This is a genomic window from Hymenobacter mucosus, assembly GCF_900188255.1.
Taxonomy (GTDB): Bacteria; Bacteroidota; Bacteroidia; order Cytophagales; family Hymenobacteraceae; genus Hymenobacter; species Hymenobacter mucosus.
The window spans coordinates 1-19,402 of record NZ_FZNS01000010.1 but is presented as its reverse complement, the minus strand read 5'-3'; the positions used below and the strand labels follow the sequence as shown (position 1 = coordinate 19,402).

General features: G+C 57.6%; 33 protein-coding genes. 30 read left to right on the top strand and 3 right to left on the bottom strand.

All coding sequences use genetic code 11. The features are described 5' to 3' along the window. Positions 1 to 5: 5 nt before the first annotated feature. The 4 genes from CHB83_RS18635 (at position 6) to CHB83_RS18625 (ending at position 1,422) form a co-directional block, all read left to right on the top strand. A complete protein-coding gene (locus CHB83_RS18635; RefSeq protein ID WP_089333712.1) occupies positions 6 to 425 on the top strand; it encodes a hypothetical protein in 420 nt (139 codons plus the stop codon). A 172-nt stretch (positions 426 to 597) separates the two neighbouring features. Beyond that, positions 598 to 768, top strand: coding sequence for a hypothetical protein (locus CHB83_RS23875; protein ID WP_179225562.1), 171 nt, complete (start codon positions 598 to 600; stop codon positions 766 to 768). A 4-nt stretch (positions 769 to 772) separates the two neighbouring features. After that, positions 773 to 1,108, top strand: a complete 336-nt coding sequence (locus CHB83_RS18630) for a hypothetical protein (RefSeq protein ID WP_089333711.1) — start codon at positions 773 to 775, stop codon at positions 1,106 to 1,108. Between the two features lie 17 nt (positions 1,109 to 1,125). Continuing rightward, on the top strand, positions 1,126 to 1,422 hold the full coding sequence (locus CHB83_RS18625) for a hypothetical protein (protein ID WP_089333710.1): 297 nt from the start codon (positions 1,126 to 1,128) through the stop codon (positions 1,420 to 1,422). A 61-nt stretch (positions 1,423 to 1,483) separates the two neighbouring features. Here CHB83_RS18625 and CHB83_RS18620 read toward each other — a convergent pair whose 3' ends face one another. Beyond that, the gene (locus CHB83_RS18620; RefSeq protein ID WP_089333709.1) at positions 1,484 to 1,891 is read right to left on the bottom strand and encodes a hypothetical protein; all 408 of its coding nucleotides are present in this window, start codon (positions 1,889 to 1,891) and stop codon (positions 1,484 to 1,486) included. 101 nt (positions 1,892 to 1,992) lie between these two features. On the opposite strand from CHB83_RS18620, the gene CHB83_RS18615 reads away from it, so the two are divergent. The 16 genes from CHB83_RS18615 (at position 1,993) to CHB83_RS18545 (ending at position 13,146) form a co-directional block, all read left to right on the top strand. After that, on the top strand, positions 1,993 to 2,346 hold the full coding sequence (locus tag CHB83_RS18615) for a hypothetical protein (protein WP_089333708.1): 354 nt from the start codon (positions 1,993 to 1,995) through the stop codon (positions 2,344 to 2,346). A gap of 5 nt (positions 2,347 to 2,351) precedes the next feature. Then, positions 2,352 to 4,475: a DNA cytosine methyltransferase gene (locus CHB83_RS18610; protein ID WP_089333707.1), complete on the top strand. Its 2,124-nt coding sequence runs from the start codon at positions 2,352 to 2,354 to the stop codon at positions 4,473 to 4,475. A gap of 26 nt (positions 4,476 to 4,501) precedes the next feature. Next, positions 4,502 to 4,666, top strand: coding sequence for a hypothetical protein (locus tag CHB83_RS23870; protein ID WP_179225561.1), 165 nt, complete (start codon positions 4,502 to 4,504; stop codon positions 4,664 to 4,666). Between the two features lie 6 nt (positions 4,667 to 4,672). Next, positions 4,673 to 5,695 carry a phage Gp37/Gp68 family protein gene (locus tag CHB83_RS18605; protein ID WP_089333706.1) on the top strand — a complete coding sequence of 341 codons (1,023 nt, stop codon included), beginning with the start codon at positions 4,673 to 4,675 and terminating at the stop codon, positions 5,693 to 5,695. A gap of 167 nt (positions 5,696 to 5,862) precedes the next feature. Beyond that, positions 5,863 to 6,252, top strand: a complete 390-nt coding sequence (locus tag CHB83_RS18600) for a single-stranded DNA-binding protein (protein WP_089333705.1) — start codon at positions 5,863 to 5,865, stop codon at positions 6,250 to 6,252. A 145-nt stretch (positions 6,253 to 6,397) separates the two neighbouring features. Then, a complete protein-coding gene (locus tag CHB83_RS18595; protein ID WP_089333704.1) occupies positions 6,398 to 6,775 on the top strand; it encodes a hypothetical protein in 378 nt (125 codons plus the stop codon). 50 nt (positions 6,776 to 6,825) lie between these two features. Next, a complete protein-coding gene (locus CHB83_RS18590) occupies positions 6,826 to 7,317 on the top strand; it encodes a hypothetical protein (protein ID WP_089333703.1) in 492 nt (163 codons plus the stop codon). A 24-nt stretch (positions 7,318 to 7,341) separates the two neighbouring features. After that, entirely contained in the window at positions 7,342 to 7,788 is a 447-nt protein-coding gene (locus tag CHB83_RS18585) for a hypothetical protein (RefSeq protein ID WP_089333702.1), read from the top strand. Positions 7,789 to 7,930: 142 nt separating this feature from the next. Next, on the top strand, positions 7,931 to 8,632 hold the full coding sequence (locus CHB83_RS18580; protein WP_089333701.1) for a hypothetical protein: 702 nt from the start codon (positions 7,931 to 7,933) through the stop codon (positions 8,630 to 8,632). A 147-nt stretch (positions 8,633 to 8,779) separates the two neighbouring features. Next, positions 8,780 to 9,133 carry a hypothetical protein gene (locus tag CHB83_RS18575; protein WP_089333700.1) on the top strand — a complete coding sequence of 118 codons (354 nt, stop codon included), beginning with the start codon at positions 8,780 to 8,782 and terminating at the stop codon, positions 9,131 to 9,133. Between the two features lie 18 nt (positions 9,134 to 9,151). Then, entirely contained in the window at positions 9,152 to 9,379 is a 228-nt protein-coding gene (locus CHB83_RS18570; RefSeq protein ID WP_089333699.1) for a hypothetical protein, read from the top strand. Beyond that, positions 9,376 to 10,068, top strand: coding sequence for a sce7726 family protein (locus CHB83_RS18565; RefSeq protein ID WP_089333698.1), 693 nt, complete (start codon positions 9,376 to 9,378; stop codon positions 10,066 to 10,068). Before CHB83_RS18570 ends, CHB83_RS18565 begins: the two co-directional genes overlap by 4 nt. A 37-nt stretch (positions 10,069 to 10,105) precedes the next feature. Next, positions 10,106 to 11,314: a TraG/VirB4 family ATPase gene (locus CHB83_RS18560; protein ID WP_089333697.1), complete on the top strand. Its 1,209-nt coding sequence runs from the start codon at positions 10,106 to 10,108 to the stop codon at positions 11,312 to 11,314. A gap of 477 nt (positions 11,315 to 11,791) precedes the next feature. Then, positions 11,792 to 12,451 carry a hypothetical protein gene (locus tag CHB83_RS18555; RefSeq protein ID WP_089333696.1) on the top strand — a complete coding sequence of 220 codons (660 nt, stop codon included), beginning with the start codon at positions 11,792 to 11,794 and terminating at the stop codon, positions 12,449 to 12,451. 3 nt (positions 12,452 to 12,454) lie between these two features. Beyond that, positions 12,455 to 12,730 carry a hypothetical protein gene (locus CHB83_RS18550; RefSeq protein WP_089333695.1) on the top strand — a complete coding sequence of 92 codons (276 nt, stop codon included), beginning with the start codon at positions 12,455 to 12,457 and terminating at the stop codon, positions 12,728 to 12,730. 146 nt (positions 12,731 to 12,876) lie between these two features. After that, positions 12,877 to 13,146 (top strand): hypothetical protein, encoded by a 270-nt coding sequence (locus CHB83_RS18545; RefSeq protein WP_089333694.1) that lies wholly within the window; start codon positions 12,877 to 12,879, stop codon positions 13,144 to 13,146. A 51-nt stretch (positions 13,147 to 13,197) separates the two neighbouring features. Here the strand turns inward: CHB83_RS18545 and CHB83_RS23865 are convergent, their stop codons facing one another. Continuing rightward, positions 13,198 to 13,365 carry a hypothetical protein gene (locus CHB83_RS23865; protein ID WP_179225560.1) on the bottom strand — a complete coding sequence of 56 codons (168 nt, stop codon included), beginning with the start codon at positions 13,363 to 13,365 and terminating at the stop codon, positions 13,198 to 13,200. Positions 13,366 to 13,621: 256 nt separating this feature from the next. On the opposite strand from CHB83_RS23865, the gene CHB83_RS18540 reads away from it, so the two are divergent. The 3 genes from CHB83_RS18540 to CHB83_RS18530 are packed head-to-tail and all read left to right on the top strand — an operon-like array spanning position 13,622 to position 14,941. After that, complete coding sequence (locus CHB83_RS18540; RefSeq protein ID WP_089333693.1) at positions 13,622 to 14,260, top strand: hypothetical protein; 639 nt, start codon at positions 13,622 to 13,624, stop codon at positions 14,258 to 14,260. 53 nt (positions 14,261 to 14,313) lie between these two features. Further along, on the top strand, positions 14,314 to 14,673 hold the full coding sequence (locus CHB83_RS18535) for a hypothetical protein (RefSeq protein WP_089333692.1): 360 nt from the start codon (positions 14,314 to 14,316) through the stop codon (positions 14,671 to 14,673). Positions 14,674 to 14,689: 16 nt separating this feature from the next. Beyond that, positions 14,690 to 14,941 (top strand): hypothetical protein, encoded by a 252-nt coding sequence (locus tag CHB83_RS18530; RefSeq protein ID WP_089333691.1) that lies wholly within the window; start codon positions 14,690 to 14,692, stop codon positions 14,939 to 14,941. 97 nt (positions 14,942 to 15,038) lie between these two features. Here the strand turns inward: CHB83_RS18530 and CHB83_RS18525 are convergent, their stop codons facing one another. After that, positions 15,039 to 15,386: a hypothetical protein gene (locus CHB83_RS18525; protein ID WP_089333690.1), complete on the bottom strand. Its 348-nt coding sequence runs from the start codon at positions 15,384 to 15,386 to the stop codon at positions 15,039 to 15,041. Between the two features lie 122 nt (positions 15,387 to 15,508). Between CHB83_RS18525 and CHB83_RS18520 the strand changes: the two genes are divergently transcribed. The 7 genes from CHB83_RS18520 to CHB83_RS18490 all read left to right on the top strand — a co-directional run bounded on the left by CHB83_RS18520 (position 15,509) and on the right by CHB83_RS18490 (position 19,330). After that, positions 15,509 to 16,009, top strand: a complete 501-nt coding sequence (locus CHB83_RS18520; protein ID WP_089333689.1) for a hypothetical protein — start codon at positions 15,509 to 15,511, stop codon at positions 16,007 to 16,009. A 203-nt stretch (positions 16,010 to 16,212) separates the two neighbouring features. After that, complete coding sequence (locus tag CHB83_RS18515; protein ID WP_089333688.1) at positions 16,213 to 16,521, top strand: hypothetical protein; 309 nt, start codon at positions 16,213 to 16,215, stop codon at positions 16,519 to 16,521. Positions 16,522 to 16,537: 16 nt separating this feature from the next. Continuing rightward, positions 16,538 to 17,053, top strand: a complete 516-nt coding sequence (locus CHB83_RS18510) for a hypothetical protein (RefSeq protein ID WP_143437189.1) — start codon at positions 16,538 to 16,540, stop codon at positions 17,051 to 17,053. A gap of 124 nt (positions 17,054 to 17,177) precedes the next feature. Beyond that, positions 17,178 to 17,381: a hypothetical protein gene (locus CHB83_RS18505; RefSeq protein ID WP_089333686.1), complete on the top strand. Its 204-nt coding sequence runs from the start codon at positions 17,178 to 17,180 to the stop codon at positions 17,379 to 17,381. A gap of 217 nt (positions 17,382 to 17,598) precedes the next feature. After that, positions 17,599 to 18,102, top strand: coding sequence for a hypothetical protein (locus CHB83_RS18500; protein WP_089333685.1), 504 nt, complete (start codon positions 17,599 to 17,601; stop codon positions 18,100 to 18,102). A 13-nt stretch (positions 18,103 to 18,115) separates the two neighbouring features. Beyond that, on the top strand, positions 18,116 to 18,556 hold the full coding sequence (locus CHB83_RS18495) for a hypothetical protein (RefSeq protein WP_089333684.1): 441 nt from the start codon (positions 18,116 to 18,118) through the stop codon (positions 18,554 to 18,556). 129 nt (positions 18,557 to 18,685) lie between these two features. After that, positions 18,686 to 19,330 (top strand): hypothetical protein, encoded by a 645-nt coding sequence (locus CHB83_RS18490; RefSeq protein WP_143437188.1) that lies wholly within the window; start codon positions 18,686 to 18,688, stop codon positions 19,328 to 19,330. Positions 19,331 to 19,402 lie beyond the last annotated feature (72 nt).

Here is a 19,402-nt window from a genome sequence, read left to right as displayed (position 1 = left end):
TCGTCATGGATATGCTCAGCAACGTTCGCCGCTACTTGGTTTCTAACTCTGATGTTCTGAGTGAGCAGACCCGCCACTACGCCATCAACGTGTATTATGCAGGTCGCAAGCGGGACCGATTGGCCGAAGTGCTTTGCGCGGCTATTTCGGAGGCCATTGGGGGCTCGTTCGGGCTGGGCGAGGGGCTGAAGTGGTTTGCCGAGGGTGGAGAACTGATGAATGATATGCTCGACAGCTTCACGAACTCCAGCCTGCTGAGCGAAGAGGAAAAGCAGCGGGGCCGCGATGCCGTGAAACGGCCGCATACGATAACCTCCATGCTCGAACTGCTGGCCGCTACTGATAAGGCCTTGGTGAAGCGCCGCGATGCTGAAGCCCTCGCGCGCTACAACCAGCGGCAGCAGGCTATGAGCGTGGCTGCCTAAACACCCTTGTAAAGTACAGAAGCCCGGCCCCAGAGCCGGGCTTTTTTATTGATACCCGAAGCCGCAGAATTATGCTATTGTTTGTAGTTGCTTGTGTTGATATATAGCAACAAAAAACGGCCCTATTCGTATAAATACATAGATTGTAACAGCAATTTAAAACTACCATTCTATGTACGACGAGATAGCCGATACCCCGCTGGCGGAGAATATGGAACAGGACGGGGACCTGTACGGGAACTTTGATCCGGTCGGGGAAATGGATAACGAGTACCACGAGGGATACAGCAGCGACGCCGACGATTTTGAAAGCGCTGCCCTAGCCGCTGACCAGGAATACTAAGCCTATGTCAGCACGTAGTATTCAGGTTGGGCAAGCCGTGTATTGCCAGATCTATCAGCTCGCGGGCGTCGTCTATGACATTTTCCCGGCTGCCGCCGGTCGGCGGCGGCGGCCGGGATGCTCGGTAGTGCTGGCCAGTGGCCAGGACATTGGCTGCTTCACTGCCACCGAGGCCGACCAGCTGCTGCAGCCCCTGGGAAAAACCAGTCTGCAGTTCTGCTTTGCCGGCGTCACCCAGTTGCGCGCCGCTATTCAGGAAGGTTGCTTTACCAGAGCTTGGCAAGAGGCCACATTTCAGGCGCGGGCGGCCGGTTACACCGTTTCAACTTCTTCCACCTAATCCACGCCTACCTCCCCATGGCAGAACAACTTTCCATTGAGCAGCAAGGGTCAGACAAGAGCCCGGGCGTACTGCTGATTGCCTATCACCTACCCAGCGGGGCAGCGTACTGCATTGTCGACAATACCTTGCTGACCATGCCCCTCGACGTGGATGGCCAGTTGCAGATTGATCGTTCCACCACTCCCAATACCCTTGATTGGGGTGAGTGCGTGCAGCTCGGCCGTGAATTTGACGAACCCCACCTGCGGCCCGTTATTGAAGCGTTGGGCCACTCTTTTAAGCAGGTGTATGAGGCCATGCCTTTCCGGTAAGGAAACGGGCATAGTGCTGAGGGGCGGGCCGCTGCAACGGTCCGCCTTTTTTGTGCCCGGCTCAGGCCAACGCGTACATGGTGGCCATCTGGTATTCAAAGTGCATGCCGTGGAGCCGGTTAACCGAGCAGCGCTGGCCCAGCTCCGGCCAGTATACCGTGCTGGTAATGCCGTTTCCTTCCGGCACCCAGCCGCAGGCCGGTTCGGGTTGCGCCAGCTCCCGCTGAAGGAAGGGAAAGTAGGCGAGTGGAATTACCAACGCATCCCCCAGCCCTGCTTCCGGACTCAGCAAAATGTGCAGGGCCTGCTCTCCCAAAATTTCGATAATAGTTACGTCCAAAATCCAGCACGCTGAGTCCACGTCTACCAAAGCTGTATCTGCCAAATAGGACATTAGAAAAGCAATAATCAGGCGAGCAAGATAGGCTGCGACTAAATCCGAAACAATGTACTTGGTAATGATTTTCATGTAAATTAGCGCTATTAAATTTAGTTGCAAAAGGCGAACTTATAGATTCGGGATTGCGTATAAAAAGCAACAAAATACTTATTTTCTAATCCCAACTGCCCATGTCTACCTCCCTTGCTTTAGCCCCGCCGGCGGCCACCCTGACGGTTCCAGCTGCGGCGTATGTTGCGCTGGCCGGCATTTATTTTCGTCACGGTTCCGACTGGCTGGAACTGGGAGAAAGCACCTTCCTGGAGGCGGGCCTCAGCAGCACGATTACACTGCTTGAGCCCTTGACGCCGGCGCCTACCCGCGCTGCCATCGGGTCGCTTCGCCAGGGCACCTATTGCCGCGAGGGCCGTACGCTAAGCCGAGAGCAGCTGCTGAGTGAGCTGGAGGCGTGCCCGGTGGCCTTCCGGGCCCAGGTCGAGTATAGTGCGTTAGTGCGGGCCTGGATGGTGCAACTAAAGGGCTAAGGGGGATGCAAGCAGTTTATGCAACGCTGCCACTGTTCGGGCAGGCCCGCCAAATTGTTACCCGGGCAATGGCTTCCTGGATGCTCTTTACCGCCACGGATTTGTTCTGCGGCGCCGGGGGCACCACCAGCGGCTTTGAAGCGGCTCGCTATCAGGGCCAGAAAGTGGTAAGCACTACGCAGGTTGTCAACCACGATGCGCTGGCCATTGCCTCGCACAAGGCCAACCACGAGGCGGCGAAGCACTTTATTGAGGATATAACCAGGTTAGACGCCAACCTGCTGGTGCGGACGGCGCTGCTTTGGGCATCCTTGGAATGCACCAATTTCTCGAATGCCAAGGGTGGCCAGAGCCGGGATGCTGACTCGCGGACCTTAGCTGAGCACATGGAGCGGTACATCCGGGCCGTGCAGCCCCTGTACTTCATGGTCGAGAACGTACGCGAGTTTATGGCCTGGGGCCCCTTGGTGCAAAAGCGCGATAAACAGGGGAATCCATGCACGCGCCGCGTGAAGGTGATGCAGGACGTCTTGCGGCCCGATGGTCAGCCCAAGCTGCGCAAGAACGGCAAGCCGGTGCAGCGGCAGGTAGTGAATGAAATCGGGGAGCTATGCTGGGAAGATTCCCCGGTTATGATTCCTGAGTCCAGAACCAAGGGCCGCGACTTCCTGCGCTGGAAGCAGTCCATTGAGGATTTGGGATACGTGTGCCACTACCGGCTTTTAAATGCCGCAGATTACGGTGAAAGAACGTCGCGGATTCGCTTGTTTATGGTGTTTGCCAAGGTGGGCTTGCCGGTGCGCTGGCCCGAGGCTACGCATTCCAAAGGAGGCAAAACCCTGGGTACCGAACCGTGGCTACCGGTGCGCCCCTGCTTGCGCCTGGACTTGAAAGGGCGGAGCATTTTCAATCGGACCCGCACAAACAAAAAGGGCGAGCAGGTAGCCGATCCATTGGTTGAAAAAACCCTCCAGCGCATTTATGCCGGGCTGTGTCAATACGTGGCCGGCCGCGACATGAAACAGGTAACAGCCTTCCTGCAGGGCCTCGCTTCCGGCGAAAGCGGCGGAGTGCAGCTGACGCCCGAGGCCCGGCAGGCCTGGCTACTGAAGCGTAGTAGCAACGCCCCATCCGGTAAGCCAAATCCCGGGGTGCATCTCAATGGCCCAGGGCCGACGCTGGCGTGTGGGTTCCTGCCCGACGTAGTGCAGCCCGAATTTCTGAGTAAAGCCCTTCCGGGGGAGTTTTTGACAAATCCCGGCTGGTACGGCGGCAACAAGTCGGTCGACGATACAGGCAACACCATTATCGCCCGGCAGGATAAAGCCCCATTGAGCATGGTGCAGCCTGAATACGAGCAGGGTTTCCTGACCAAGTATTACAGCTCCGGCAACAACGTCAGTGGGTTTGCAGATCCATCGGGTGCCCTGACCTGCAACGACCGCATGGGCGTCGTGCAGACGGAAGCGGAATTGGTTTGGCTTGACAAACGCTATGGCAGCGGGGCGCACAACCATCAGTCCGTGCACGGCCCGGCCGGGTCCATTCTAACGAATGATCATCACGTCGTAACCGAAGCGGAACGCATTGCTGGGGCCGAGCCCTGGGTGATGAACACCAATTTCGATAACGTGGGCACCAGCCTCGACGCGCCCGCCCCTCCCCTGCTGGCCAGTCGCCATCATCCTTACGTGGTGCAGCCGCAGGACTGGTTGCTCGATAACAAGTTCAACAACGTCGGCCGTAGCCTGGACAACTCCGGCCCCACGCTCCTGACGGGTGACAATCACTACCTGGCCAGCTCAGTTGTCGGGGCTGAGCCCCAGCACTGGCTAGAGCAACCCGACGACAGCGACACGATGCGCCTGATTCGGCGCTTCATGCGTGTCTATGGCCTCTCGGACGTGCTGATGCGGATGTTGCTGGTCGAGGAATTGCTGAAAATTCAGGGCTTTCCGGAAGGCTACGTGCTACTGGGCAGCGCTACCGATCAGAAGAAATTCATTGGAAATTCTGTGCCCCCAAAAATGAGCCAGCGCATTGTTGAGGCCATTTACGAGGCCTTCACTGAGGCTGGCCTGCAGGATTTATTGACTGAGTATGAAGGCAGCTATGCCACCGCGGCCTGATGTTTTCCCACCCCAACGCCCTTTCTATGTTCCCAGATCTACTATGCGCCTTACTGCTTATCGTGGGCGCCTATGCCTACTACGTCGGCAAGATTCTATCCTTCTATATCGCGCACTGGCGGGAGCTGCAGCAGACGCTGGAGCGGCAGAAGCAGGCCCGGCGGTGGAAGCAAGCAACCCGAAAACAATAGCATCCAATGGGTCGAGACACAACGATAGAGTGGGCACACCACACGTTCAACCCCTGGCGGGGCTGCGAGAAGGTATCCGCAGGCTGTAAAAACTGCTATGCTGAAACCCAGAGCAAGCGTAACCCGCTCGTGCTGGGTGAATGGGGGCCGGCAGGGCGGCGGGCGCCTGCCGCCGAGAACTACTGGAAACTGCCGCTGCAGTGGAATGAGGAGGCCCAGCAGGCCGGAGAACGTCGGCGGGTATTCTGCCTCTCGCTCGGTGATGTGTTCGAGGACCGCGATGAGCTGCGGCCGTGGCGGCTGCGGCTACTGATGCTGATTAGGGAAACGCCGCACCTGGACTGGCTGTTGCTGACTAAGCGGCCCGAACTGACACTGGAAGGACTCTCGTACGCCTTTGCCACCTCCCCCTTTATGCACCCCGTTGGCCCGTGGCTGTACAACTGGATAAATGGCGAGCCACCGGCGAATGTGTTCCTCGGCACCTCCGTTGAAAATCAGACGCAGGCTGATATCCGGTTACAATGGCTACTGAGCGTGCCGGCAGTGCTGCACTTCGTCAGTATGGAACCGCTGCTCGGGCCGGTTGACCTTACCCGCATCCGGATTAGCGATGAAATCTTTGGCTTCCGGCACCCCCTTACAGGTTGCACCTTACCGGCTCTGGAAACGGCGGAACAGTCGGCTTTTGACCATCCTGCCAATGTGTTGCCCTACTGCTTGGATTGGGTAATTGTCGGGGGCGAGTCCGGAGCTAAGGCGCGGCCTATACACCCGGACTGGGTGCGTAGCCTGCAGCAGCAGTGCCACGAGGCCCAAGTAAGTTTCATGTTCAAGCAGTGGGGGGAGTTTGTCCCCCAGGGCCAGCTGTGCGGCGGAGATTACGGTATCAACGGTAACCAACCGTGGCTGCCGGAGGATAGCACCTGGCTGTGGCGGCTCGGAAAAAAAGCCGCCGGCCGCCACCTGGATTGCCAGCTCTATGATGCCGTCCCCGACCCCGTTGAAGCCGACACGGAACCAGAATAAAACCAGTTGAAGGCAAGGTGGGCAGTTGGGATAGAAAGTCTTTTCTGGGCCTATTTACCCCGTTTTTTTGCTCTCAATTGTCGTCGTCAAGGCTTTCTTTTGCGTATAAATAACAACAAGCAGCACTTCCTTTTTTCTCTTTTTTCACCCATTATTTCATCCTCATCATGCACCAACTCATTCTCACCGGCTTCCTCGGCAAAGATGCTCAGGTCCGCGACGCCCAGGGCGCTAAAGCTATCGGCTTCAGCGTAGCCGTAAACGAAACTTTCAAGAAGGCCGGGGAAAAGGTCGAGCAGACTACCTGGTACGACTGCACCATCTGGCGCAAGGAAGGTCAAACCGGAATTGCCGAGTATCTGAAGGAAGGTCAGCAGGTGATGATCCAGGGGCGGCCCAAGCCAGGCGGCTACAAGAATGCGCAAGGAGAGTTCGTGCCTACCATCGAGGTTCGCGTTACCAGCATCGAGCTGCTGGGTAGGAAGGCCGGTACCAAAGCCGAAACCGAGAAGGCTGGAGCCTTTACGGAGGACGACGACAACGACCTGCCATTCTAGGTGCTGAACGACGAGGGGAGCTGATGGCTTCCCTCAGTCGTTTTTGCTCAATCAATCTGGGTTTTTGCGGTTTTTGAGCAACGCAATATTTTAAGCTTGCGTATATTTAGCAACATCCGGTGCCACCCTTTTCTCCCTATTGCCCATGACTGCCACGCTAGCTGCCTCGATCAACGCCACTGCGAGCCCATGGACGCTGGTGAGTGCTTTCCTGGAGCATAAAGGCCCTTACGTTTCCCCATTTCAGGTTAACGCCCTGAAGCAGGCTGGTCTGCTGGACATAGTAACCGGTTTGCAGGGAAGTGCTCCAGAGCGGCGGGCTCAGGCCTACGTTAGGCTGCAGCAGAAAGGGTTGGTGTACGGAGAGGAGCAAATCGACTACATCGCCCACGTGCAGACCCAGATCCGGGCGGTTCAGCAGGAGCTGCAGGACCTCGATCCGGGTGAGTTAGCCCAGTTGGATATCCTGGCCAAAAAGATGCAGCAGCTGGTGGCCAGTGCACAAGAGTACTTCCGCAAGTAGCGCCGACTTTGCGCGCTAGACATCTCCCATTATTTCCTTTTCACCTCGTTATGGTTACCATCGCCTCCTCCGCCACGCTGGCCAGCGACTACAAGCCTTATCCAGTTGCCGCGGCCTATCCAAGCCCGTCCACTGACAAAATGCAGCATCCGGGTGAATTCGTCGGCTCCATCATTGCAATGGATGTAACCCGGGAGGGCCACGAAACCGAAACCTTTATCTACTACCAGGCGGGCCAGGCCCAGGGCCATACCTACGTTGGGCCCCTGTATTCCGCCATCAGCCAGTATTCCTGCACGACCACCTGGAATGTGGCCTCCCTCGACCAACTAGCGGCCTGGGTGAAGCTGGAGCAGCTGGCGGCCGGCCTGCGCCAGGCCTATCGTCGCCAGAAGGCGTCGGCCCGTCAGCAAGGCCGCGACCAGGTACCTGCGCTGCAGCGGCTGCTGGAGGCCACGCTTCGCGCCGGTGACCAAGCCGACGTGCATGCCGGCGCCCCGCTGCTGAGCACGCCCCGTAACCATGGCTTAACGGCAGAGTAGTTCCTTTCTTTTTTTTCCTGATCAATGCCCACGTTACCACCCATTCCCGTGTTCCGGTTAAACCCGGACGCTACTCTGATCGACCTGGTGCTTCTTACCACGAGCGAGGCCTTACGCCGGCGCGGGTGGGAGACGGATGCTTTTGAGGTTGATGCCTTAGGTTTTCCCAATGAACTCAGTGGCCAGGATTATCCCATCGTACTGCGCCTGCAGGGCCCACCCACGGAACTGATTGGCGGCTGGCTGCCCGAGGTATGGTTTGATGACAACCAGGAGTTGGAGCCAGCCTACCCCAGCAACATTGAGATAGCCTGCAACAGCCTGCGCAAAGTGCAACAAGTGTGGCTGAAGGCCGATGAAAGCCGCGATGCGCAAGGACAGCTTGTGGCCGGCATACTTCAGCCCAGAGCCGCTAGGCTGACGCCCATGAAGGATAACCGACCAGCACCGCCGACCGAGTTGGCCGCCTGACGGCGTAGCCTGGGCAATAGGGATAAGAATGCTCACTCAGGCAGAATTACACTTGCTATCCGCATCATTACGGCACATTGTTTGTATATAATTAACAACAAATAACTTCTTATTTTGCCTGTATTGTTAGTTTCCTCCCGTTATGACTACTACCGCCACCTTCGCTTCGGTTTCGATTGACCAGCAAGCCCGCAAGGGCCTGACGGCTGGAGTGTACGAATTATACCTACCAGGCCAGCAGCATCGGATTCTGTTTGCTGACTCGGTAGAGCAGCTGCTGGGCATGCTGGACTGCTACCTGCGGGTCGATGCGGAGCTGGAACAAACTGTGCGCGCGGTTGTGGCCAGGCCAAGCCAGCTGACCGACGGTATCACGCGTTGGTCGAGCCGTCTCACGGATGCAGGCGGACAAGTAGCTTACCTGGCCGCTGGTGCTTCCAGCCGTCGGCTACCCCGGCACGGCGTGGGAGAGTTTGTTCGCTTTTACCTGGAGAACGAAAGTTACCGGGTCACCGGAATATCCCTTCAGTTTGACCCCGTGGAGAACAGCGCCACCTGGCTGTATCATTATGGCGAGGGTGAGCGACTGGGTTGGGGCGTAAGCGAGCGGATTACCCGCTACGGAGCCAGTGCCGGTGAGCAGGCCCGGCAGATGCAGCAATACCGTGACCGGGGCCAGCAAGTGTATTACCATGTGGTACTGGCTGAACAGTCCCTGGCTGATGTGAGCGGTTACACGACAAGCGCCGCCGGCCCCTGGCATGGCTTAGACCGGGACGCATTCCGGGAGGTCGTTTCGCTTATCATGCCGTACGCTTTCAGCATCCGGATGCACAACGCATAATGCAGTAAAACAGAAGTTTTGCTGGGAATTCTATGGATTGTAATGCAATTATTTTTAATTGCATTACAATCCCTTGGCACAGGCAAGCATCTCGTCTGTAGCAACGGAAACATGATTATCTGACAGGATTGCGCAGTTGATTTCTTGATGAAAAATCTACTTACGACCATCCCCCAGCGTGGGGACTTACGCCACTGGGTCGACGTGGAGAAGATCCTGCAGGGCTGCGACAGCGAGGAAGATTTCTGGTCGTTTTCCTGCCGCTACTTCCCCAAGGAGAGCGGGCCCGGCGCACTGTGCTTCCTGGTGCACAGTGGCTACATCCGCGGCTACTTCACGGTGCTTGACTTTACAGAGGAAGAAATACACCGCTACGGAGTAAATCAGCAGGTAGCCGAGGTATTCACAGGGCCTAAAGTGCGCTTGGCCGTGTGGCGCCCCATACCGCCGGTGGCCCAGCGCGGCTTTCAAGGGTGGCGCTACACAGACTTACGCCCATAACCTTCCTCACCCGAAACCATGAACTACCACCCACTTCTCTACCACATTTTAATCGGCGTATCCCTGACTATTTCGGTTCTCGGCCTGATTGCCTACGCCGTGATGGAGTACCGCGATGAGCAGCTGCAAAAACGTTGGCGGGAGCTTCAGCGCCTGCAACTGCAGCAGCAGCAGGCCTCCTACCCGTCTTATGTAAATCAGCCCAGCGGTTGTCGGTCCGCAAGCATTGCTAAGCAGCAGCCATGAATGACGCGGCAATCAGGCCTCTGCTGTATCCCCTGCTGCTCGGTGGCGTCCACGTCGACGAGTTGCCTACGGGCTCAACCCGGGCCGACGTGGTGCACATCACCCCGTCCTTTATGCACGGCTACGAGCTGAAGGGAGATGCCGATACGCTGAAGCGCGTACCCAACCAATTGAAGTGCTACAGCCAAGCCTACGACCTGGTAAGCTTCGTGGTCACCCAGCGCCACGTGCCGGGACTTATAGCCCAGCTTCCATTGTGGGCGGGGATACTGGTGGCCACCGAGGAAGGGCTGGCCACTTTGCGCCCGGCACAGCCGCATGAGCAGGTCCGTCGCCGCAGCCTGGCTTTTCTACTCCTGGCTGAGGAAGTAAAGGCCTTTCTCAAAAGTCGGGGTGAAAAAGGGCTTAGCAGGCTGCGAAACCACGAACTCGGGAGTTGGCTGGCCTCAGCCGAGCACATTCCCTTACCCGAGCTGGGCGCCTTCGTCCGTCAACAGCTCATCGACCGATTACCCCAGCGCCTGCAGCGCCGGGAGCAGGCAAAGCTGGAGCGCCAACAGCACGCCATTGCCCGGCAGCAGCGCAAAGACGAGCTACGGGCGCTGATGGCACGCTACGCTGCCGAAGATCCTGACTACTACGCCCGCTATCAGGCCCCCCTCCTAGAAGCCGAATTACAGCAACTCTAAGCCGCCATTCCCAATCTTACTTTTCCCACTCAATCCCATGGAAACCATCGTTGCCGTTGCCCCAGATTTGAATACTACCCTTGCCCAAGGTGAATTGTGGCTGAAAGGTGCTGCTACCCGTTCGTATCAGCGGGTAATACGCGCCGGCGAAGCCTCTACGGATCACATGCTGGTACTGGGTCCGCAAGGCTCCGGGCAGGGCCACCTGTTGGGTCGCCTGGCCCGAAATGCGTATGAGAATGGAGAAACAGTCGTAATGGTGTGCCTGCAGCAGCGGCAAGGGGCCTTATACCACTTTACGCAGTACTTGGACGGGGCCTGCCGGGAAGTGGACGCCGACCAGCAAGCCGGATTTAATCCGTTCCTACAGCCCAAGTTTCAGGCAGCTGATGGGCTGCATGCCCTGCATCAGCTGTTGCTGCAGCTGCTGGGCCAGGAGTCCGGCCGCGGAATTGAGCAGTTCCAGGTGGAGTTGTTTTCTATGCTGGAGTATTATTACCAACAGGCTCCCTGGTCTGGGGTAACCGGCCCGTGTTTCACTTCTTTCTTTGAGTTTGTAACCGCGCCCACAACCCGTACTTGGGCCGCCGCAACCTGGGCTATGGATGATGCCGCGCTGTTCATGGCCTGGTTTGCTTCCGTAGGCCGCATCTTCTGCTATGGCGAAGCCTTGGGGAATTTAATGAATGCTGCTCCAAGAGAAGTTGCCGAGCTGCTGCATCCGATCAACCGGCTACTGTATCTGGAGCTTTGCATCGAGCTGGCCGACGGTGAGCTGGCCCAGAAGCGCCAGCAGTATTTCATGTGGCTGCTACTACACGCCATCGACAGCCACGTAGCCAACGGCCATCGACCAGCTACCGTACTCATCGACGAATTGCCCGGGTGCTGCCTGCAAGAGTCTGGGGAGAAGTTTCTGGCGGAGTATCTGCGCCCCCGCAACCGACATTGGCGCAAAGTCATTATGGCCTGGCACCTGAGCCCGGCTGCTCTTTTCTCTCCCGAATATCCCGCCGCCATCAACCTGTATGAGTCTTTTGGCTACCAGCTGCTGCTGCCGGCAGTAGCCAGCGAGCCGGAGCCTAGCATGTTGTGGCGGTCTTTATCCCAGCCAGAGAAAGAAGTATTAGCCTCGCTGAGCGGAGCAGACGGCGAGCTGTTCGTGCGCGGTGGGGGTGGTTTTGGCAAGTACCTAGTAAAGATGGACAAGCAGGAATTGAGCCTATATCAACCTGCACGGCGCTGAAACACTATGGACGCCGCCGGCAGTGTAAGCGGGCAGTTGGGCAGAATGTGCTGACAAGCGTGAAAAAGGGGGCTTTTGGCCCTCTTTTTTGTTGTCTTTTATTAACGATAGCGGGCCATCTTCGTTAGTACATATATGGCTACTCCTTCTGTTTTCGATGATCTTGTTTCGGTACGGGTTAAACGGCAGTCCAAGTGCCAGCAACGGCAGATTACGCCCGTGGCCAGTAAGGAGCCCTTGCTGAAATGCGCTTGGTGTGGCTACAAAACCACGGCCAGCTGCCTCGATGATAGCATGGGGTGGCCAGCGTGCCCACAATGCGGCGGGAACTAGGACAAGGCCGGTAGCGGCTGGGTGGGCAGTTGGGAAAAAAGGCGTTCAGGGGGGATAATAGGGAGGTTTTGTTGTTGCTAATTATATACAAAAGTGGCTGCCTCGCGTATACCTCTATATACAACGCAAGCAACCTGCCTCCCCATGAAAAAGCTGCCCCTAGCTCCGAAATCAGCCCCGTTATTTGCTCCCCGCCTTACCGCTTTCAGCGCCGTTAACTGGCCGGAGGTGATGAGAAAGCATGAGTTTGAGTTCATCGGACTGTGCAACGACCCAGACCGCCGCGGCTGCTTTGGCCGACCCTACATTGAGGATGCCCAGGCTGCCCCCTACCAAGGCCTGCCTTTCGTTTCCGGGTTTGCCACCGAGGCTGAGCGCCGTTTAAACGAACTGCTGCACGAGCTGCGCCTGGCTGAGCAACACCCCGACCGCAATGAAAAGCTCTTGACGCCTATCCAGCGCGAATTTCTGGCTACGTGGGTGCCGGTGGACCTGCCCAGCGAGTTTGCTGGAGTATACTACAACATGCGGCCTATCGAGCGCCAGCAGGTATTTCTACGGGATGTAATCCAGCACACCCGCCAGCACATCTACCACCAGCGCCTGAACCAGGCCGAGAAGGTGCAGCAGAGCCTAGGCCAGCAGCGCCGGCAGGAAGAAAGTGCCAAGCGCTGGGAGCAGGTGGATGCCAACCGCGAATTCAGCCGCCAGGTGCGCGCCAAGCTCCAGCGCGAGTCCGGCCATACCTTAACCTTTACTCGGCCGGCCGAACAGCTCGATATGTTTACTAGCGCCGCCGCTTAGTATATGAGCACGACCCCACTTGATACTTTCGAGCAGGCCCGCACCAAGCTGCGGGCCTCTCGGGAGCGTCTGCGGCTCGACCGTCAGACATTCAACAGCTACAAGCGCCAGGCACAGCGGGCGAATCTGCCGGTAGACCAGCAGCAGCAGTACTGCGCCCAGGCGCTGGCCAGCGTGACCACCAGCATTGCCGCCGTGACGCAGGCAAGGACGGACGCAGAGGCCGCCTACGAAGCCATTCCGGAAGCGGAGCGGCCGGTACTGGATTATTGGGATTAGAGCCCTCACTGTAGTTACTTCAAGCCCAGATAAGACTTATGGAAATCTTAGCCTTCAGATTGCCCGGCAAGAGCAGGCCGCCGTCGACCGTCACGTGCGGGTGATGCAGTCCTATTTTTCCAACATCCAAAAGCCCGGTAGAAAAGATGATAGATCCTAAGCAGCACCCAGCGGCGGCCGTCACGACAGCACCACATAAGCGCAAGAAATATTACTGGTTCCTGGCGCTCATTATGCTTTCTTTTTGGGTCGAGGGGCATTTCCAGGAGCGGCATATTTCCAAGCTGATATTCTTCTCCTCGTTTGCCGTGCTGGCGCAGGGCCTACCGACTTTTTTGCGGGGGCTGATGTACGGCATGGTAACGGTGATGTGCGCCATTATGCTCTACAGTTGGTGGGCAGTCAAGCAGCCATAGCTACAAAAGCAAAGAGCCGGCACGTGTGCCGGCTCTTTGTCTTTACCACCGCTAGTTCATCAGGAACAACTGCAGCGCTAGAATGGAAAGCAGAACGGGGTCCTCAACATGGGTTATAACCTCATCCGAGCCTTGATATTGTAGGGCAACTATACCGCCAGGCCCCACAATTATTTCAAGGTAGGCTACTACCATTGCTGTAGTCAGGCTGGTTTGCATACCAGCTGGCAGGAGGCAGCAGACTGCTGATCTACCCCCTACATTGAACGTCGTAATTGACTTCATAAAGTGTTATTATTTTAGAAATTATATCGACGGGTTAAGCTTTAGTTGTAGGTCGTTGAGAAATAAATATTTTATTAGCAGAATGTCCATTTAAAAATAATAGAGCGGGTTTTTTGCTGCTTTTCAAGCAACGATAAATCACGGCTTGCGTATAAATAGCAACAACGCAAGCCACTTTACCCGCCTTCAAATGAGTCAAAATCGTTTTTTCGCCTCAGCTCTTGCCGCCCAGGCCTCGCCCGCACTTCGCCTGGATTCTGACGCCGCCGAGCAGCGCGTCCCGGTTCAGGTGCTATGCGGCTGGGACCGCCCGCTGCAGTACTTCTTCCTGAACGTCGAAACCTACGTGCCCCACTACCCGCAGCTGGAGGTGAGCGTGTTCGACAACCTGCGCCACGGGGACGCCAGCATGACGGTTGCCGAAGTAATTGCCACGTTGGAACGGTTGGGTATTGCCTACCCGGAAGGGCTCGAAGCCGCCCTAGCGGATCAGCAGGCCCGCAATGCCGGCAATGAGAATCCAGAGTGGCCTAGTGTAGCTCCGGAAATCACGCCGGTACCGCCCCGCCAGGCCACGGTTGAGCCCTGGCGCCTGCCCGCGCTACCGGAAGTCAAGTGGAGCGGGAAAAGCTTCGTGCCGCTGCTCGGGCAAAACGTAACCATCCACATGAATAGCATCGGGGCCGGCAAGGTGCAGGGCTACTTCCATCTGGACGGCTGGCTCGGGGTGCTGGTGGATGTACCCAACTTGCCCGACTGGTATTGCCGGGGGCAAAATGCCAAGCCGCTGCCCCACGTGTACGGTCGGGAGCTGGAGCCTTACAGCTAGGCTCCAGCAATCCGCCGCTCCTCTTTTATTCCCTACAGCCCCATTCCAAAACGATGAGCCACGCCACCAAACCCGACGCCAAGCTTTTTGCCGTTCTCTATATTCAGGCAACCCCCGAAAGCAAACCAGTGCTGGAGGCCCGCCTTGATTCCGCCATTACTATTAAAGTGGCAGCGAATGGCCTGCACGAGGTTGACATGAGTTCTTGCCCGGAAGGCACCACGAAAGTTACGCGGGGGCTCAAAGCCACGCAGGCGGCCGGGCTGATGGCCACCCACGTAACGACGGTACGCCGGCAGGCTGATCGAGCTGCCTGCCGTGCGGCGGGCGTGCCGACCCAGTACGAGCGGGAGCGGCCCTACCGGCAGGCCCAGCAGGAAACCCGGCGCCGGGCCATAGCTTTAGGGGCCTAAGCCCTCTTACTACCCAATGACTATCATCACCGTACTACGCGCCTTATACCATGGCCAGGCCCTGCGAGGACTGTCAAGTAAGGCCGTAGGCCTGCTGGCATCCGGGACAACGCTGATGGTACTCGGAGGAATCCGCCCCCTGTTACTGCAGCCCCACCATTGGTTTGCCGGTATAGTGTACACCCTGGGCCTACTCAGTGAGGTTGGCCTGTTGCTGCTGGCAGGGTTACTCTGGCGGCTGTACCGGCAGCGTATAGGAATAGAATAGCTGCCCTTACGGGCTCCAGCAATAGACGAAAAGGGTCTCCTGAATTCAGGAGGCCCTTTTTTCGCTTACAATTTCTATCCTTTCAACGGGCGGCAGGTCAGGGGCCGGCACCCCTTTTGGTGCGCGGATACCAGAACAACGGGTAAGCAAGGACGCCCTTCACTTTCACAGTTGGTATCCCATCAGCTACGACCAGCTCCGTGTAGGGCTTCATATCTGGCGCCAGGAGCACCTGCAGGAAATACCGGCAGCAATGGGGTTGCTGCACCTTGCGGGCCCGAACGCTGACAACGTGGTATATCGAGTTTACCCGCGGCTGCCCGCCGAGCTGGCCAATGCTAACCAGGAAGGTATCGGGAGTAGGAGCCTCCGCGCCGGAAGGCAAGTCATAGTATAGGCGACGGGTTTTTACCTCACCGGCGGCAGGCTCCGGAAAATTCAGCATCGGACTAGGCGTTTAAGTAGAAACAATGGTCTTATTATGCTATCAAATATAGTTGCATAATGGGGTGGTTAGCCTTTTATTTGCAAATACTTAGCAGCAACCCAACCCCTTATCCCGGAGCAATGAAACGAATCTTACCAGTTACCCTGCTGCTGCTGGCCGGTCTGGCCACCGGCCCCGTTATCCGCGTGCAGGCTCAGGTGCCCCACGCGGCAGCCGCTCGCACTTCGTTGCCCTCGATGCTGAGCAATGATCTAACGTCAGTCCGGAACTTTGCCGAAACCGACCAGATCTGGACCGGTACGCCTCAACTGAGCAGCGTCCGGCAGCATGCCCTGGTAAAGGCGTACTTTGCCGAGTATCGCCGCCTGAGCGCCGTTATCACCCAGGCCTGCCAGGTAGCCCGACAAAATCCGCAGCAACTGCGGCACTGGCGAAGCTTTGCCGATGAGTTGGAGCGCAGCTGGGACCCGTTGGAGGCCCTGCGGGTGCAGCAGCTCCAGAGCCCGGCGCAGGCCTTGCCCGCCTTGCGCAAAGGGTACCAGCAGATCTGCTTGCTCCGCCAGCGCACGGAAAGCCAGTTGGCTCGCATGGCCAGTGCCGGCACGGTGGCCACCAGGTAACTTCCCGCACCTGATATTGCCAATGCCTAGCTTCGGCTAGGCTTTTTTTTGCCCCTGCCAGATCGTTTGAAACCGGGTAAATAAGCAGGTGGGCAGTAGGGGTAAAAGCTTGTTTTTAGGTGATTTAAGGCTGTTTTTGGGGTGTCTGAAAGCATCAAATGGCAGCGGTTATTCGTAAAAGTAGTAGACAGACCTACCAGACTATGGCTTACGAAACGACGCTCAGCAACCGCCCCAAAAAAGACGCGCATTACAAGCGGGTATACAAGAAGATGGAGGACAGCTGGGCGTCCATGAAGCTGCTGGCAGGCGGCGTTCCAATCCGACTCGGAGCCGGGCCACGGGACAGGGAAGCCTGTCTGCATTATTTCACCGAGGGCAGCGGTATGCTGGTGTACGCCTGGCTTGACGGCGCAGCCTGGGGCGTGCAGCCGGTGATCTACCACGTGCAGGGCACTGCGATAACCGGCCCCAGCAGCCCCCTGCCTCGCAAACGCAACCGCAAAGCCTAGCCCTATGCAGATGGATATGTTCTCGGTCGCCACGCCTACGGCCGTTGATCTGCGCTCAACGCCCTTGCCGACCCCGGCCGACGTTGCTGCGCGCCTCGGAACGGCCCTAGCCTGGCAGGCACTGACGCTAAGCCAGGTGCTGGAATTATGGGATTCCGTGTACTTCGAGTTTGTGGCCGCCCTGGAGGGGCCGATTGCCCACGCCAAGAGCTTCTGCAAGGAAAACGGCACCAACTACGGCGCCGGTGGTCCGCTGGCCCGGCAGTTTTATCAGCGGGAATATCGGCGGCTGACGGAAGGACGGCTACAACTACGCGCCGCGGCCGACCAGGTGTTCTGCGACAACCTGACCAGCGCCATTGAGGAGGGCAAGGCCCAGCTCCGGGCGGCCGGCCTGCAGGAGGAGGACGTGGATGCCAGCGACGAGTTTTTTAACCAGGTTGTGCAGCGGCCGAATCCTACGGATTTAGCCAAGCTGCTGCCGGTACTTATAGCAGACTTAGCCAGTGAGTACCAACGCCTGCAGGAATAGAGATACTAGCTGCGGGAAGGTAGCTTGTAAAACGGCCATTCTACTTTAGTATGGCCGTTTTTTTGTTGTTATTTATTAACAAAAGGAGGCCGGGAACGTATGCACTATTATATCTTTTACTACGATGGACGCAGCCACCAAGAAACAACTTCGCGCCGACTTGAAAGCCTTGCTGGCCAAATACCAGGTTTCCATCTGCTTTACGTGCAGTGATTCCAGCGACACGCACGGGCTCCGCGACGACCGTATCACGATACAGGACGCGGCGGGTAAAATCATCATCGACACGGATGGCTGGCACCTTGGCGCCAGCGGCCTAAAAGGCTAGTGCCATTTTTCACGCAATAAGAAATCAGCCGCCGTTATCCTCGTATAACGGCGGTTTTTTTTGGCTGATTACTCTTGCGTGGCAAGGGGGCGGGGCAGTCGGGCAGTAAGCACCTTGAACGAATATATATAACAACAAAAAAACATCGTTACGGCATCGTTTAGGCGGTTTTTTGCGTATAAATACTAACAACGCAGCCTCCTTACCCCTTCCCGATATGCCTACTATTTGCCCTTACACCGGCCCCGTGAGCGCGAGCATCAGCGTTCAGGTCCACGATACACTTTGGCGCGTGGCAACGGTACCCGCCTTTGCCGACGCCCAGGTGCTCGAAGCCCGCCTACGGGATTGCACCGACCCGGCCACTGCCGTAGCGCTGACCCACCTCAGCGGGTTTCAAGCCGATTGCTACCTATCCGCCGTGCTTAATGTGGGTTGGCAGGAGGCGAACTACGTGTACGCCGATGGTGCCTGGTTTTACTGCCCGTCAATCAACCCATCGGAGCGCGTAGCGCTGGATGCCCCAGTTGTGCCGAAAAGCCGGGCAACGGAAAAGCAGCTGCAATTTCTGAACCGTATTACCATGAGCCATCATTTTGACCGGGAGCGGGAATGCCTACGCGATGCCGGCGAGTCAGGCAGCGAACAGGATTGTTCGCTGCTGCTGGATTGGTGCAAGACCCAGATTGAACGCCGCAAACTAGCCGAGAAAGGCCGCTAAGTAGTCCCAAGCCATGCAGATACTATTGTTTGATTCCGCCCCTGAGTCGGCCGCAGAACGTGCGGCGGCCGCATTCTTTCAGACCATTGACTATGCCCTGCTGGCTGAGCAGCGCCGGTGGCTACGCAGGACCATGGACCGGAAAGAGCCGACAGATCGGGCCGGCCGCCGCCTGCTGCGGTTTATCGACAATCTGCGCGAGGCCTTCAGCGCTCAGGGCGGAGAACTGAACCAGCGGCGCCAGTATTGGAGGGGTGTGTCGGAAATGAAACAGTGGCTGCTAACGCGCCTCGACGGGGGGCACGCGCAGGAGTCGCCGGGAATGGGCCTGCTGCATTTGCTCGATGCCGTGCAGGACTTCGCAACGGATACGCTGGGGGTGCCGGAGCACTGGGTATTTCCCGGCTTGCGGGTAACGATGCAGCAGGAGCTGAGCTACAGCCAAGCTGCCTGAGCCGATGCTTGGAGAAAAAAATAGGGCTTATAAAAAGTGGTTTTTAGCCTAAAAACCGCATTTGAAGCAACTGAGGCGCATTTCTTGCGTATAAAAAACAACAACGTAAGCCTCATTTCCCCTACTGCCATGCGCAATTCCCTACTATTGCTGACCACTGCGGCCGGCATCTTTCAGCTGGGCAGCCTCGCCAGCACGACCCGCCAGGAGCCGTACACGGGGTTGGTAACAGCTATCCGGGCCACCGGGGCCGGCCACTCCATTGAGCTGAATGGGCGGCGCATCGACGCGGCCGAGTATTTCCGGCTGGAGGCCGGGCCGGAACCCGTGGCCCACGGCTTACTGCACCAGCATACCGAAGGCGTAGCCGGCGGGCACCTGGAAGTTCGCCTACCTAGTGAAAACGACCGGATCATCTTCTGCAACACGCCAGAGGAGGCCATTGCTGTGTTGGCCCGCACCATTGGCGTGCGCGAGGTGGCTGAAGAAGTTGCCTGCCTGAAACGTGCCCTGGCGGTCGGGCCGCTGGACGAGAAGCGCTGGCGCGGCTCCTTCGGCATTGTTGGGCAGCTGGCGTACGTGAGCAGCGGCCGGCAGCGGCCTGAGCCCCGCTTCGGGGTAGGGCAGTTAGTCAGTGCCTTCTCCCCGCATAGCACTTATCAGATCGAGGGTATTCAGCTACTCTGCGACGTGTACAATCGCCGCGGCTTTGGGGCCCTGGGTGAATGGCATTACTTGGTGGGAGGGCCCCCAGGGCTTACGCATCAAATCTAGGGAGCAGCCGCTCGGTTATTTTCGCGGGCGCAGGTTAGGAGCCGGGTCAGATAGTTATCGTTCCAGCCCGCG

Bases quoted from the DNA above. Each gene is read 5' to 3' on its own strand.
- CHB83_RS18635 (WP_089333712.1), top strand. From the start codon at position 6: ATGGATATGCTCAGCAACGTTCGCCGCTACTTGGTTTCTAACTCTGAT.
- CHB83_RS23875 (WP_179225562.1), top strand. From the start codon at position 598: ATGTACGACGAGATAGCCGATACCCCGCTGGCGGAGAATATGGAACAG.
- CHB83_RS18630 (WP_089333711.1), top strand. From the start codon at position 773: ATGTCAGCACGTAGTATTCAGGTTGGGCAAGCCGTGTATTGCCAGATC.
- CHB83_RS18625 (WP_089333710.1), top strand. From the start codon at position 1,126: ATGGCAGAACAACTTTCCATTGAGCAGCAAGGGTCAGACAAGAGCCCG.
- CHB83_RS18620 (WP_089333709.1), bottom strand. From the start codon at position 1,891: ATGAAAATCATTACCAAGTACATTGTTTCGGATTTAGTCGCAGCCTAT.
- CHB83_RS18615 (WP_089333708.1), top strand. From the start codon at position 1,993: ATGTCTACCTCCCTTGCTTTAGCCCCGCCGGCGGCCACCCTGACGGTT.
- CHB83_RS18610 (WP_089333707.1), top strand. From the start codon at position 2,352: ATGCAAGCAGTTTATGCAACGCTGCCACTGTTCGGGCAGGCCCGCCAA.
- CHB83_RS23870 (WP_179225561.1), top strand. From the start codon at position 4,502: ATGTTCCCAGATCTACTATGCGCCTTACTGCTTATCGTGGGCGCCTAT.
- CHB83_RS18605 (WP_089333706.1), top strand. From the start codon at position 4,673: ATGGGTCGAGACACAACGATAGAGTGGGCACACCACACGTTCAACCCC.
- CHB83_RS18600 (WP_089333705.1), top strand. From the start codon at position 5,863: ATGCACCAACTCATTCTCACCGGCTTCCTCGGCAAAGATGCTCAGGTC.
- CHB83_RS18595 (WP_089333704.1), top strand. From the start codon at position 6,398: ATGACTGCCACGCTAGCTGCCTCGATCAACGCCACTGCGAGCCCATGG.
- CHB83_RS18590 (WP_089333703.1), top strand. From the start codon at position 6,826: ATGGTTACCATCGCCTCCTCCGCCACGCTGGCCAGCGACTACAAGCCT.
- CHB83_RS18585 (WP_089333702.1), top strand. From the start codon at position 7,342: ATGCCCACGTTACCACCCATTCCCGTGTTCCGGTTAAACCCGGACGCT.
- CHB83_RS18580 (WP_089333701.1), top strand. From the start codon at position 7,931: ATGACTACTACCGCCACCTTCGCTTCGGTTTCGATTGACCAGCAAGCC.
- CHB83_RS18575 (WP_089333700.1), top strand. From the start codon at position 8,780: ATGAAAAATCTACTTACGACCATCCCCCAGCGTGGGGACTTACGCCAC.
- CHB83_RS18570 (WP_089333699.1), top strand. From the start codon at position 9,152: ATGAACTACCACCCACTTCTCTACCACATTTTAATCGGCGTATCCCTG.
- CHB83_RS18565 (WP_089333698.1), top strand. From the start codon at position 9,376: ATGAATGACGCGGCAATCAGGCCTCTGCTGTATCCCCTGCTGCTCGGT.
- CHB83_RS18560 (WP_089333697.1), top strand. From the start codon at position 10,106: ATGGAAACCATCGTTGCCGTTGCCCCAGATTTGAATACTACCCTTGCC.
- CHB83_RS18555 (WP_089333696.1), top strand. From the start codon at position 11,792: ATGAAAAAGCTGCCCCTAGCTCCGAAATCAGCCCCGTTATTTGCTCCC.
- CHB83_RS18550 (WP_089333695.1), top strand. From the start codon at position 12,455: ATGAGCACGACCCCACTTGATACTTTCGAGCAGGCCCGCACCAAGCTG.
- CHB83_RS18545 (WP_089333694.1), top strand. From the start codon at position 12,877: ATGATAGATCCTAAGCAGCACCCAGCGGCGGCCGTCACGACAGCACCA.
- CHB83_RS23865 (WP_179225560.1), bottom strand. From the start codon at position 13,365: ATGCAAACCAGCCTGACTACAGCAATGGTAGTAGCCTACCTTGAAATA.
- CHB83_RS18540 (WP_089333693.1), top strand. From the start codon at position 13,622: ATGAGTCAAAATCGTTTTTTCGCCTCAGCTCTTGCCGCCCAGGCCTCG.
- CHB83_RS18535 (WP_089333692.1), top strand. From the start codon at position 14,314: ATGAGCCACGCCACCAAACCCGACGCCAAGCTTTTTGCCGTTCTCTAT.
- CHB83_RS18530 (WP_089333691.1), top strand. From the start codon at position 14,690: ATGACTATCATCACCGTACTACGCGCCTTATACCATGGCCAGGCCCTG.
- CHB83_RS18525 (WP_089333690.1), bottom strand. From the start codon at position 15,386: ATGCTGAATTTTCCGGAGCCTGCCGCCGGTGAGGTAAAAACCCGTCGC.
- CHB83_RS18520 (WP_089333689.1), top strand. From the start codon at position 15,509: ATGAAACGAATCTTACCAGTTACCCTGCTGCTGCTGGCCGGTCTGGCC.
- CHB83_RS18515 (WP_089333688.1), top strand. From the start codon at position 16,213: ATGGCTTACGAAACGACGCTCAGCAACCGCCCCAAAAAAGACGCGCAT.
- CHB83_RS18510 (WP_143437189.1), top strand. From the start codon at position 16,538: ATGTTCTCGGTCGCCACGCCTACGGCCGTTGATCTGCGCTCAACGCCC.
- CHB83_RS18505 (WP_089333686.1), top strand. From the start codon at position 17,178: ATGGACGCAGCCACCAAGAAACAACTTCGCGCCGACTTGAAAGCCTTG.
- CHB83_RS18500 (WP_089333685.1), top strand. From the start codon at position 17,599: ATGCCTACTATTTGCCCTTACACCGGCCCCGTGAGCGCGAGCATCAGC.
- CHB83_RS18495 (WP_089333684.1), top strand. From the start codon at position 18,116: ATGCAGATACTATTGTTTGATTCCGCCCCTGAGTCGGCCGCAGAACGT.
- CHB83_RS18490 (WP_143437188.1), top strand. From the start codon at position 18,686: ATGCGCAATTCCCTACTATTGCTGACCACTGCGGCCGGCATCTTTCAG.